Consider the following 12,555-nt stretch of genomic DNA (forward strand, 5'->3'; position numbering starts at 1 on the left):
CTCGGCCTGGCTGCCGAGCTAGCCGCCCCAGGCCATGGATGGCCTGTGGCGGCGTGCCCCCGGAGCAATGCCGGAGCGAGGGCACCCCGAGCCTTAGCGAGGCGCCGGATGCGGGGGCAGGAGCGTTTTGCTTACTTTTGCGCTCTTCAAAAGTGAGTCGCTGTAAGAGCGAAACCGCCAGCCGCCACACCCGCAACAATGGACATGTACTCAGCACTATCCATAAGCCCCCCACTCCAGAGCCATCCACCATCAGAGAAAGAATTCACTAGACATGTAACGTCTATTACATAAATATCGTTTTCAGCGCTTTATGAAACAAAAACTACAGACCGTAGCCAGGCACCCCATGCCCTCCCTGAGAGACCTGATCACCAACCCCACCCTCGACCTCACGCCCTCCGAGCGCAAGGTGGTGCGCGCCCTGCTCGACCACTACCCGCGCAACGGCCTGGGGCCAATGTCGCGCCTGGCGGAACACGCCGGGGTCAGCGACCCGACCATAGTGCGGCTGGTGAAGAAGCTCGGTTTCAGCGGCTACGGCGAGTTCCAAGAAGCCCTGCTCAGCGACATGGACGACCGCCTGCGCTCCCCCAGCACCCTGCTGCGGCCCAAGGCGCAGGTGGCCCAGGGCGATACCTGGGGCCGCTACCTGGCCGGCAGCCAACGAGCCCTGCAAGACACCCAGGCGCTGACCCAGCCCGAAGACATCCGCGTGCTGATGGACTGGCTGCTGGACAGCCGACACGCGGTGTACTGCTTCGGCGGCCGCTTCAGCAGCTTTCTCGCCCAGTACCTGTTCAACCACCTGCGGCTGATGCGTGCAGGCTGCGTGTTTCTCGACGACAACGCGCAACTGCCCGACCGCCTGTTCGATGTGCAACGCCAAGACCTGGTGCTGCTGTTCGACTATCGCCGCTACCAGTCCCAGGCCCTGCGGGTGGCCAGCGTGGCCAAGGCGCGCAACGCCCGGGTGGTGCTGTTCACCGACATCTACGCCTCGCCGCTGCGGGAACTGGCAGACCTGGTGATCAGCGCACCCGTGGAATCGCTGTCGCCCTTCGACACCCTGGTACCGGCATTGGCCCAGGTCGAGGCGCTGGTGGCCTGCCTGACCCCGCGCAGCCACCATCTTGATCAACGCCTGGAGGGCATCGATGCCCTGCGGGCGGAATTTGCTACCCATGTGCTGGAGGAGAAATAAGGATGTTCAGCCTGCCCCATCGCTCGCCCCGCGACCTGCCCTACGTGGTCGACCACACCGCCCTGCTGCTGGTGGACATGCAGCGGGCCTGGCTCGAACCGCAGTTCGATGCGCACCTGCAGGGCCCCGAGGGCCAGGCTTTTCTCAAGCGTGCCCGGGAACAGGTGATCCCCAACCAACAACGGTTGCTGGCCGCGGTGCGCGAGGCGCGGCAGAACGTGCTGCACACCATTATCGAAAGCCTCACCGCCGACGGCCGCGACCGCTCCCTGGACCACAAGCTGTCGGACATGCACCTGCCCAAGGGCAGCCCCGAGGCGGCGATCATCGCTGAGCTGACCCCGGTGGAAAACGAGATCGTGTTGCCCAAGACCTCGTCCGGGGTGTTCAACTCGACCAATATCGACTACGTGCTGCGCAACCTGGAAACCCGCCACCTGATCATCGCCGGCATCGTCACCGACCAGTGCGTGGACATGGCGGTGCGCGACGCCGCCGACCGCGGCTACCTGGTGACCCTGGTGGAAGACGCCTGCGCCACCTACGGCGATGCCCGGCACCAGGCGTGCCTGAACGCGATCAAGGGCTACTGCTGGATCACCGACACCGACACCGTGCTTGGCCGCCTGCGGGAGATCCGCGGATGAACCGCGGCCAGGGCAGCGAGGCCCTGACCCCGGTGGCAATGACCAGCATCGTCACCACCGACCTGATCGGCGTCACCCGCGGGCGTTCCTTTCCCAGCGATGAGCTGGAGCGCTACCAGGTCGGCGGCTGTGGCTGGGTGCCGGCCAACAGCGCGCTGACGCCCCAGGACCTGATCGCCGAGGACAACCCCTGGGGCGCCTACGGTGACCTGCGGCTGATTCCCGACCTGGACAGCCGGGTGTGCGTCGCTGCCGGCCCGGATGCCAGCGCACCGCCCCTGGACTTTATCCACGCCGACATTTGCGAAACCGATGGCCGGCCTTGGGCCGCCTGCCCGCGCACCCTGTTACGCAACGAGATCGAGCGCTACCGCGAGCTGGGCATCCAGATCAGCGCCGCCTTCGAACACGAATTCAACCTCGACACCGGCAGCACGCAAACCGAGCACCTGGCCTTCTCCCTGGAAGCCCAGCGCCAGGGTGCAGCCTTCGGCGGCTGGCTATTGGCGGCGCTGCGGGCCGCCGGCGCCGAACCGGAGATGTTCCTGCCCGAGTACGGCAAGCGGCAGTACGAAATCACCTGCCGCCCGACCCAGGGCCTGGCCGCCGCCGACCGCGCGGTGAACGTGCGCGAGATCACCCGGGAGATCGCCCGCCAGCTCGGGCACCCGGTCAGCTTCGCCCCCAAGACCGCCGAGCACGCGGTGTGCAACGGTGTGCACCTGCATCTGAGCCTGCAGGACCTGGACGGCCAGCCGCTGCTTTATGACCCCCAGGCCGTGAGTGGCGACGACCTGTCGCGCCTGGGCCAGCACTGGGCCGCCGGGGTGCTCAAGCACCTGCCGGCACTGTGCGCCTTCACCGCGCCCACGCCGATCTCCTACCAGCGCCTGCAACCCCATCACTGGAGCGCCTCCTACGCCTGCCTGGGCCTGCGCAATCGCGAAGCCTCGCTGCGTATCTGCCCCACGGTGGCCATCGGCAACAAGCCCCTGGCGCCGCAGTACAACCTGGAGTTCCGGGCCCTGGACGCCACCGCCTCGCCGCACCTGGCCATGGCCGTGATCCTGATTGCCGGGCGCCTGGGCCTCCAACAGAAACTGCCGCTGAACGCGGTGACCGACAAGGCCCCCGACGAACTCAGCGCCGAACAGCGCCGGGCCAGCGGCATAGTGCCCCTGCCCGGTTCCCTGCCCCAGGCCCTGGAATGCCTGCGCGGCAACCCCGAGTTGCTGCAGACCCTGCCCAGGGAACTGCTCGACACCTATTTCGCCGTCAAACAAAAGGAAGTGTCCCTGACCGAGCACCTGACCGCTGCCGACCTCTGTGAGCACTATGGACACCTGTACTAAATCCGCCGAGCTGGGGTTCTACACCGAGCCTGCCTATCGCCTGCTGCGCGAGGACTCCGAGCATCCGCTGATTCTGGTGTGCGAACACGCCAGCCGCTATATTCCGCCGGCCCTGCACGACCTGGGGCTGGACCCGCTGGCGGCCCGCGAACACATCGCCTGGGACCCGGGCGCCCTGGAACTGGCCCACAGCCTGTCCCATGCCCTGGGCGCGACCCTGATCGCGGCCAACTACTCGCGCCTGCTGATCGACCTCAACCGCCCGCGGCATGCCCCCGACAGCATCCCGCTGCAAAGCGAAATCTACCAGGTGCCGGGCAACCAGCAACTGGACGAGGCCACCCGCGAGTACCGTCGCCAGCAGCTGTTCACCCCCTTCCACCAGCGCCTGCAGCGGATCATCGACCGGCGCCTGGCCCAGGGCCGTGAAGTGCGGGTGGTGGGCATCCACAGTTTCACCCCGGTCTACTATGGTCAGCCCCGCGACCTGGAGGTCGGCGTGCTGTACGGCAGCGCCACCGCCTACGCCGCACAGATACTGGAAGGTTTGTGGACCCTGCCGATAAAGGTGGCGGGCAACCAGCCCTACGCGATCGACCCGCTGAGCGACATGACCGTGCCGGTGCACGGCGATGCCCGTGGCCTGGCGTCGGTATTGATCGAGGTGCGCAATGATCTGCTGCGCACCCCGCAAGCGGTGCAGCACTGGAGCGATACACTGGCGCCGCTGCTGTAGGCGCTGTTGCAACAACGCTTTGCCGGTGCGCCCCGAAGGAACCCGGGGCTCGCCAAACATGCTGTAGGCAAGACCGATACAACAACTAGAAAAACCGCTGTGGTGTGTCTTTAAACCCTGCCAGGTTCAAACACGAAAGCGCCGCCCGAAGAGTCAATGACGACCCGAGGGCAACGCCTTTACCCACTGACACAGGCTCAAGGAGAACTGCTTCATGGAGATTGAAGAATTCGGCTACAAACAGGAGCTCAAGCGCGGGCTCAACCTGCGCGACCTGGTGGTCTACGGGATGATTTTCATGATCCCCATCGCCCCGTTCGGGGTCTACGGCTACGTCAACCAGGAGGCCCCGGGCATGGTGCCCCTGGCCTACATCATCGGCATGCTGGCGATGATCTTCACCGCCCTGAGCTACGGCGCCATGGCCCGCGCCTTCCCCATGGCCGGCTCGGTGTACTCCTATGCCCAGCGCGGCCTCAACCCGCAGGTGGGCTTTCTCGCCGGCTGGCTGATGCTCCTGGACTACCTGCTGATCCCGCCGCTGCTCTACGTGTATGCGGCCATGGCGCTCAACCACCTGTACCCGGAAGTGCCCAAGGTCGGCTTTATCCTGGCGTTCCTGGTCAGCGCCACCCTGGTCAACCTGCGGGGCATCACCTTCACCGCGCGCATGAACATCCTGTTCCTGCTGGCCCAACTGGTGGTCCTGGGGATCTTCCTGTTCTACGCCTGGACGGCCCTGCACGGGGGCGCCGGCAACGGCCAGCTGACCCTGGCGCCTTTGTACAACCCGGAGAACTTCCACTTCGGCATGCTGATGCAGGGCGTGTCCATCGCCGTGCTGTCGTTCCTCGGCTTCGACGCCATCTCGACCCTGGCCGAAGAGGTCAAGGGCGACCCGGGGCGCAGTGTCGGTCGCGCGGCGCTGATCACCCTGCTGGTGATGGGCGCGATCTTCGTGGTGCAAACCTGGATCGCCACTGACCTGGCCGCCGGCATGGGCTTCAAGTCCGCCGACACGGCCTTCTACGAGATCGCCGAACTGGCCGCCGGCAGCTGGCTGGCAACCCTTACCGGGGTGGCCACGGCGCTGGCCTGGGGCGTGGCGGTGGCCATCACCTCGCAAGCCGCGGTGTCGCGCCTGCTGTTCGGCATGGCCCGCGACGGCAAGCTGCCCAAGGTGCTGGCCAAGGTCCACCCCAAGCACAACACCCCGCACATCAGCATCTACCTGGTGGCGGTGCTGTCGCTGCTGATCTGCTACCTGTTCATCAACTCGGTGGACACCCTGACCTCCCTGGTCAACTTCGGCGCCCTGAGCGGCTTCATGCTGCTGCACCTCACGGTGATCAACTTCTACTGGCGGCGGCAGAAATCCGGCCAGGTGGTACGCCACCTGATCTGCCCGGTGATCGGCTTCGTGATCGTCTGCGCCATCATGTACAACATGGGCGTGGATGCGCAGAAACTCGGCGCCATCTGGATAGTTGCGGGGCTGGTGTACCTGTTCCTGCTGAACAAGCTTGGCAGCGGCGCCGCCCTGCCCGACCCGCTCAAGCAATAAGCAACAAGCATCTCCCGCGCGATGCAGGATGGCCTCGCGCGCCCTCCAAGGCCGCCGCCAGAGCGGCCCGAGGTCGGCCGCAGCATGCTGCGGCCCTGGAACTGCGTGGAACCCGACAGTGATGTCCGGCCAGTGCTCGCCCCCGTGGCGAGCGGCCCTTGATACAGGAGTACCCCCATGCTGGCCTTGCGTCCCGTGGTGTTGTCCGATCTGCCCCAACTCCAGCACCTGGTGCGTGGCCGCCTGCTGGGCGTGACCTCCCTGGTGGACGATCAACACTACCTGCGGGAAAAAATCCTCGACTCCCAGGCGTCCTTCGCCAAGCCCCAGGCCAGCCAGGGCCCGGAAAACTACTTCCTGGTGCTCGAAGACCCGGCCAGCGGCCAGTTGCACGGCTGCTCCGATATCCTCGCCACTGCGGGCTTTGCCAGCCCCTTCTACAGCCTGCGCAACCGGCCCTTTATCAGCAGCTCCCGGGAGCTCGACATCGAGCACGCGGTGCCAACCCTGTCGCTGTGCCAGGACCTCAGCGAACAGACCCTGTTGCGCAGCTACCATATCGACCCGGCGCTGGCGGGCACGCCCCTGGCACAACTGACCTCGCGCGCACGCCTGCTGTTGATCGCCGCGCACCCCGAGCGCTTCGCCGACAGCTGCATCAGCGAGATCGTCGGCTACAGCGATGCCAGCGGCCACTCGCCGTTCTGGGCCGCGGTGGGCCAGCACTTCTTCGACCTGCCCTACGTCGAGGCCGAGCGCCTGTGCGCCTTGCAGGGCCGCGGTTTTCTCGCCGAGCTGATGCCGCAGTACCCGCTGTATATCCCGATGCTGGCGCAAACCGCCCAGGACTGCATCGGGCGCATTCACCCCGAGGCCCGGGAAGCCTGCGACATCCTGGTGGATGAAGGTTTTGCCCCCACCCAGTACGTCGACCTGTTCGATGCCGGGCCAACCCTGCAGGCGCGCACCCAGGAGCTGCGCTCGATCATCCAGAGCCGGGTTGCCAGCAGCTACCTGTGCACCCAGAGCGGCCAGGGCCGCCCGTGGCTGCTGAGCAACGAGCGGTTGCAGGGTTTTCGGGCGATAGTCGCGCTCCTCGACGAAGCCCCGGGCGATGTGGTCGGCCTCGACGCGGCGATGCTCCAGGCCCTGCAACTGGCCCCGGGCGAAGCGGTGCGAGGCATCGCCCTATGAGTTGCCCCCCAATGATCCACGGAGCGGCGCAATGATTGTGCGACCGATCCGCCTCGCCGATGTGCCGGCGGTGCTGGCCCTGCTCGACGGCAGTTGCCGTGGGCTGAACGACCTGTCCAGCGATCCCGGGCGCCTGACCCAGCGAGTGCGCTGGGCCCAGCGCGCCTTTGCCGGCCAGGTGGAACGGGCCGATGCCGACTACCTGTTTGTGCTCGAGGACGACGAGCAGCAAGTGATCGGCATCTGCGGCCTGAGCGGGGCGATTGGCCTGCGCGAACCCAGCTACAACTACCGAGTTGGCATCACCCGCGGCCGGGCCCCGGAGCTGGGCATCGAGAAGCAGATCCCGACCCTGTTCCTGTGTAACGAGATGACCGGGCAATCCCTGCTCTGCTCGCTGTTCCTGCGCCGCGACCAGCGCCGGGGCGACACCGGCCGCTTGCTGTCCAGCGCGCGCCTGCTGTTCGTCGCCGAATACCCGGCGCTGTTCGGCGACAAGCTGGTGGCCGAACTGCGCGGCCAGGTCGATAGCCAGGGTCGCTCGCCGTTCTGGGACAGCCTGGGGCGGCACTTCTTCAAGATGGATTTCCACCAGGCCAATCGCCTGTCCAGCCATGGCGGCAAGGCCTTCATCGCCGAACTGATGCCGCGCCAGCCGCTCTACACCTGCCTGCTCAGCCCCGAGGCGCAAGCCGCTATCGGCCAGGCCCACCACAGCACCGCGCAGGCGGTGAGCCTGCTGCGCGACGAAGGCTTCAGCCACCAGGGCTGCATCGACATCTTCGACGGCGGGCCGCTGCTCGAAGCCGAAGTGGCGAAAATCCGCAGCGTGCGCGAGAGCCAGACCCTGCCCCTGCTGGTGGGCACCCCGGACGACCAGGCACCGCTGTGGCTGATCCACAACCGGCGCCTGGAAAGCTGCCGCATCACCGCCGCCCCCGGGCGCCTGGTGTCCGGCTGCCTGCTGGTGGACCGCCTCACCGCCAAGCGCCTGCAACTGCAACCAGGCGACACAGTGAGAGCAGTGCAAGCGGCAAGCTTCAAGCTGCAAGCGTAGAGCTCGAAGCAACAGCTTCTGGTTTGCAGCTTGCCGCTTGGAGCTCGCAGCTTTGCTGCGTAATATGCCCGCAGTTTCAGGTGCCCCATGCCGCCGTGCATGGGGTGAAACGGGAAACCGGTGCGCCCTCTTCCAGGGCCAGTCCGGTGCTGCCCCCGCAACGGTAAGCGAGTGCTGCATCCAACACGCCACTGTACCTACAGGTATGGGAAGGCGGATGCCGCCAGCCTCGCAAGCCCGGAGACCGGCCTGCAACTTCTGTTTGGCAATCCTGCGGTGGGCGGGCATGGGCCGGTATGGTCGCGTGCGCGTGGCCGCTACCTTCGTCCTGCGTGCTTCCCGAAAACACTTTCGAGAAGACCAAGAATGACAACCTTCAACACCTTCCTTGCGCGCGACTGGCGCGCCCCGCGCCGCACCTTCGGCGGCGCCCTGCTCGGCTGCCTGATCAGCCCCCAACTGCTGGCCGACGACAACAGCCTGAAACTGCAAGAGCAATTCGTTTCCGCACCGTCGGTGGAATCCACCACCGTGGCCGAGATGGCCCAGTACGGCAGCAAGGTGGAGATCATCGACCGCCAGCAGATCGAACGCGCCGGCCCCAGCAGCGACATCACCCGGGTGCTGCAGATGTACGTACCGGGCCTCTACGTGGCGCCGAAGAACGGCCCCTTCGACTACGGCACCTACTCCCTGCTGGGCGGCCGCAACGACGACACCCTGATCCTGCTGGACGGCGTGCGCCTGAACAACCGCCTGTACGGCGGCCTGTACCTGGATACCCTGCCGGCCAACGCCATTGAGCGCATCGAAGTGCTCAAGGGCGGCCAGAGCCTGCTGTTCGGCACCCAAGCGGTGTCCGGGGTGATCAATATCGTCACCCGCAGCCCGCAGACCCGCGACGCCTCCGGCGAGGTCAACCTGGGCCTGGACAGCTTCATGGGCAGAAGCGGCGATGCCCGCGTCGAGCGCATCCTTAGCAACGGCCTGGGCGACCTGGGCCTGCTGGCCTATATCAGCCACAACGTCTCCGACGGCTACCAGCCGTTTCGCAACAGCGCCTACAACGCCAACACCCGCGAGAAGAAACGCGCCTACGAGGTGACCACCTTCGGCGCCAAGGCGATCCAGGGGTTGGGGGATGATTCGCGCCTGGAACTGTTCTACCAGTACAGCGACGCCAACCTGGATTTCGCCCGCCCGCTGAACAACAAGAAGACCACCAACGACCGCATCCAGCAGATCGCCACCGCCACCTTCGAACAGCGCCCGAGCGAGCGCTTCAGCTACTTCGTCAAGGGCCATATCAACGACTGGGACACCCGCTACACCCGCATCAACAGCACCAGCAGCGGCGCCACCCAAGTGATCAACCACAACGACTACTGGGGCTTCACCGACTGGGGCCTGCAGGCCGAGGGCAAGGCCGAGCTGGACGGCGGCCATGTGCTGGTGTTCGGCAGCGACAACCAGTGGTTCAAGGGCCAGGACGACGTACTGAAAATCGACGACAACAAGGCCCAGGCCAATGCCCTGTACACCCAGTTGCGCCCAGTGTTCGAGGCCCTGCCCGACTGGCATCCGAGCATCGGCGTGCGCCACGAGAAAATCAGCGGCGGCGAAAGCGCCACGGTGGGCATGCTCACCTCGCTGTACGACCTGACCCCCAACTGGCAACTGCGCGGCCAGTTCGGCAGCGCCTTCAAGCTGCCCAATGCCGAGCAGCTGTTCGCCAACGAAGAGGATGAAAAGGGCAACCGCAACCTCAAGCCGGAAAAGAGTGTGAATGCCGAGCTGGGCCTGGACTACAAGGGCCGCCTGCTGGCCGGCGAGTTCAACGCCAGCACCACGGTATTCCAGCGCAAGATCGACGACCTGATCGCCCTCGATGGCATCCACTGGGCCAATGGCGAAGGCCGGATCAAGGTACGCGGCATCGAGGTCGACGGGCGCTGGCAATTCAGCCCGCAGTGGACCCTCTCGGCCGACATGACCCGCAACCTGGTGGAGTCGCGCAACGGCGTGACCCTGAGCAATATCCCCGGCTTCTTCGCCCGCTCGCGGCTGGGCTTCGAATCCCAGGATCGGATGTGGGGCCTGGGCGGCGCGATCCGCTACATCGGCCAGATCAACAGCCCGAAAAAAGTCGACTACGGCCACTATTCGGTGGTGGACGCCGACGCCTACCGCTACCTCGACGCGGCCCAGCAGCACCGCCTGAGCCTGCTGGTGGAAAACCTCTTCGACCGCGACTACAGCACCAGCATCGCCAGCAACAACCCACGGGTGGACAACCTGGGACGGCCCTTCACCACCGAGGTGCGCTACACCTACCGCTTCTGAGGACAGCAGCCATGCACAAGGATTATCAACGAGTGCTTTTTGTCGGCCCCGGCCTGCTCGCCGGCGCCCTCGGCGAAGCCTTTCGCCGCGAGCTGGCGGTGCTGCGCGGTAACGACGCCAGCACCCGGGTGATCGACACCCTGGACGGTTTCGACAGCCTCTGGGCGGCGCTGGGCGAAGCCTTGCCTGAGGACGGCGCAGCCCTGTTGGTGGTGGACCTGGAGCCCAGTTCCGACAGCGCCTACCTGGACTGGCTGCGGGACGAACTGGGGCGCCTGGCCCGGGCCCATCCCCAGGCACCGCGGCTGTGGATCACCGCCCAGGCCCTGGGCCGCCGCGGCCTGGATGCGGCCCTGGCCTGCGCCAGCATCAGCCAGCACGAGCGCCACCTGAGCTGCGACCAGGTCAATGCGGTGCCCAGCGACCCGGACTGGTCGCGGGTGCCGCCCCACGCCCGCCAGGTGTTCCTCTGCACCGGCCCACGCTGCGTAAGGCGTGGCGCCCTGCCGCTGTGGAAGACCCTGCGCCGCGAACTGCTGCGCCTGGACCTGCTGGAACAGCCCGGCGGCGTACTGCTGACCCGCACCGCCTGCCAGTTCCCCTGCAACCTGGGGCCGGTGCTCACGGTGCACCCCGATGGCTGCTGGTACCGGGTGCAGAACGACACCCAGGTGCTGCAACTGGTAGAAGGCCACCTGCTGGCGGGCGACCCCGTTGCGTCGCTGCAGATCGCCGCACCTTACGGAGGCCGCAACCATGCCTAGAAACCGCCTGCCTCAATGCCTGGCCCTGCTGCTCTGGCTGAGCGCCCTGCCCGCCCTGGCGGACAGCTACCCGAACTGCGGCCAGAGCTGGAGCCTCGAGGCCGCGCCGCAGCGCATCGTCGCCCTCAACCAGCACAGCGCCGACCTGCTGCTGGCCCTGGGGGCCGGGCCGGCGCTGATCGGCGTCGCCTACCTCGACGACGACGGCCAGGCCCAAGCCCAGGGGCACTACCACGGAGTGCCGGTGATTGCCCGCCAATACCCTTCGCCGGAGGTGCTCTACAGCCTCAAGCCGGACCTGGTGGTGGGCGGCTTCGCCTCGGCCTTCCCCAACAACTTCAGCTCCCGCGAGCGCCTGGCTGCGATTGGCGTGGGCAGCTACCTGCTGGAGTCGGCCTGTGCCGGCCACGACGAGGACTACTTCGGGCACATCCGCCAAGACCTGCTGACCCTGGGCCACTTACTGGGCAAGGACGCCCGGGCCCGGCAACTGATCGCCGAACTGGACAGCGACCTCGCCGCCGCCGCGGCCCTCTACCAGGGCCGCCAGGTGCCTTCAGTGTTCTACCTCGACAGCGAGGTCAACGGCCTGGCCAGCCAGGGCCAGCGCGGTTTTGTCGGGGTGCTGCTGCACGCCGCGGGAGCGCGCAACAGCTTCGCCAGCATCGACCGCCCGCGCCTGGTGGTAGACAGCGAAACCCTGCTGCACAACGACCCGGACGTCCTGCTACTGGCGGACGCCCTGTGGTCCCCGGCCAGCCGCAAACGCCGCCTGCTGCACAGCGACCCGGTGCTCTCCCGGCTGCGCGCCGTGCGCCAGGACCGCCTGATCGACATCCCCTTCACCCAACTGGTGCCCGGCATCGCCAGCGGCCGCACGGCCCTGGAACTGGCCCAACGCCTACACCCCACTCAGCGGCAAGCTCCAAGCTTCAAGCCGCAAGCTGAAAACCAGTGACGGCAAGCTGCAAGTGACCCGCTCCAAGCTTGCCGCTTGCAGCTCATAGCTGTGCCGGCTAGCCCGGCACCGCACACACCACTTCCACCATGGCCAGCGCCGAAGCCTCTACCGCGGCCCGATCCCCAGTGGTGATCAGGTCCAGGTGGTAGCCACGGGTCGCCGCCAGCACCATGCGCGCCCGGTGCCGGGCCGCCTCGGGGGCGAAGCCGGCCCGTTCGAACAGGGCGCCGAGCATCTGTGTCCAGGTGTCCACCACGCCATCGAGAAACCCCGCGCATTCCTGGCGATGGCGCAAGGCATAGCTGTAGGTCTCGAAATGCAATTGGTAGAACGGCAAGAACTGCTCCGAGGTGTAGCGCTGCCAGAATGACTTGAGCAGCGCCTGCAGGGCCTGCGGCGAATCCACCGCCTCGGCCTCGGCCTCGAACAGCAGGGTTTCCGAACTGCGCACCTTGTCGATGATCGCCGCCCACAACCCTTCCTGGCTGCCGAAGTGGTAGATCAGCATGCGATGGCTGATCCCCGCCGTCTCGGCAATCGCCCGCAGCGAGCGGAAGGCGAAACCGTGTTTCAAGGCATCGTCCAGCACCTTGTTGAGCACATCGATAGGCGCCTTCTTCACCGTGGCACTGCGTGCCGTCTTGTTTGTCTCGCTCACCCGCATCCCTCTTCTGACCACTGTCGCGCCTGCATCCGCGGCGATCCTTCCATTGCCCGGCGGCGTAGGCAAGCG

The 12,555-nt window shown here is 66.5% G+C and carries 11 protein-coding genes and 1 riboswitch; of the genes, 10 read left to right on the top strand and 1 reads right to left on the bottom strand.

The window, feature by feature from the left end:
- The first annotated feature begins 349 nt into the window (after positions 1 to 349).
- From J4P02_RS23265 to J4P02_RS23310, 10 genes are all read left to right on the top strand, one after another.
- Complete coding sequence (locus tag J4P02_RS23265; protein WP_426194655.1) at positions 350 to 1,204, top strand: MurR/RpiR family transcriptional regulator; 855 nt, start codon at positions 350 to 352, stop codon at positions 1,202 to 1,204.
- A gap of 2 nt (positions 1,205 to 1,206) precedes the next feature.
- Entirely contained in the window at positions 1,207 to 1,851 is a 645-nt protein-coding gene (locus J4P02_RS23270; protein WP_426194657.1) for an isochorismatase family cysteine hydrolase, read from the top strand.
- Positions 1,848 to 3,203: a glutamine synthetase gene (locus J4P02_RS23275; protein ID WP_426194659.1), complete on the top strand. Its 1,356-nt coding sequence runs from the start codon at positions 1,848 to 1,850 to the stop codon at positions 3,201 to 3,203. The genes J4P02_RS23270 and J4P02_RS23275 overlap by 4 nt, the downstream gene beginning before the upstream one ends.
- Positions 3,187 to 3,939, top strand: coding sequence for an N-formylglutamate amidohydrolase (locus tag J4P02_RS23280; RefSeq protein ID WP_426194661.1), 753 nt, complete (start codon positions 3,187 to 3,189; stop codon positions 3,937 to 3,939). The genes J4P02_RS23275 and J4P02_RS23280 overlap by 17 nt, the downstream gene beginning before the upstream one ends.
- Positions 3,940 to 4,153: 214 nt before the next feature.
- On the top strand, positions 4,154 to 5,503 hold the full coding sequence (locus tag J4P02_RS23285) for an APC family permease (protein ID WP_426194663.1): 1,350 nt from the start codon (positions 4,154 to 4,156) through the stop codon (positions 5,501 to 5,503).
- Between the two features lie 177 nt (positions 5,504 to 5,680).
- The gene (locus J4P02_RS23290) at positions 5,681 to 6,697 is read left to right on the top strand and encodes an arginine N-succinyltransferase (protein WP_426194665.1); all 1,017 of its coding nucleotides are present in this window, start codon (positions 5,681 to 5,683) and stop codon (positions 6,695 to 6,697) included.
- A gap of 31 nt (positions 6,698 to 6,728) precedes the next feature.
- Positions 6,729 to 7,754 carry an arginine N-succinyltransferase gene (locus tag J4P02_RS23295; protein WP_426194668.1) on the top strand — a complete coding sequence of 342 codons (1,026 nt, stop codon included), beginning with the start codon at positions 6,729 to 6,731 and terminating at the stop codon, positions 7,752 to 7,754.
- A gap of 61 nt (positions 7,755 to 7,815) precedes the next feature.
- A riboswitch (cobalamin riboswitch) is annotated at positions 7,816 to 8,021 on the top strand.
- A gap of 99 nt (positions 8,022 to 8,120) precedes the next feature.
- The gene (locus tag J4P02_RS23300; RefSeq protein WP_426194670.1) at positions 8,121 to 10,097 is read left to right on the top strand and encodes a TonB-dependent receptor plug domain-containing protein; all 1,977 of its coding nucleotides are present in this window, start codon (positions 8,121 to 8,123) and stop codon (positions 10,095 to 10,097) included.
- An 11-nt stretch (positions 10,098 to 10,108) separates the two neighbouring features.
- Complete coding sequence (locus tag J4P02_RS23305) at positions 10,109 to 10,861, top strand: (2Fe-2S) ferredoxin domain-containing protein (protein ID WP_426194672.1); 753 nt, start codon at positions 10,109 to 10,111, stop codon at positions 10,859 to 10,861.
- On the top strand, positions 10,854 to 11,819 hold the full coding sequence (locus J4P02_RS23310; protein WP_426194674.1) for an ABC transporter substrate-binding protein: 966 nt from the start codon (positions 10,854 to 10,856) through the stop codon (positions 11,817 to 11,819). The genes J4P02_RS23305 and J4P02_RS23310 overlap by 8 nt, the downstream gene beginning before the upstream one ends.
- A gap of 58 nt (positions 11,820 to 11,877) precedes the next feature.
- On the opposite strand, the gene J4P02_RS23315 is transcribed toward J4P02_RS23310, so the two are convergent.
- On the bottom strand, positions 11,878 to 12,480 hold the full coding sequence (locus J4P02_RS23315) for a TetR/AcrR family transcriptional regulator (RefSeq protein ID WP_426194676.1): 603 nt from the start codon (positions 12,478 to 12,480) through the stop codon (positions 11,878 to 11,880).
- Between the last annotated feature and the right edge of the window lie 75 nt (positions 12,481 to 12,555).

It is taken from the genome of Pseudomonas sp. NFXW11 (assembly GCF_049887815.1).
In the GTDB taxonomy this organism is placed as follows: Bacteria; Pseudomonadota; Gammaproteobacteria; order Pseudomonadales; family Pseudomonadaceae; genus Aquipseudomonas.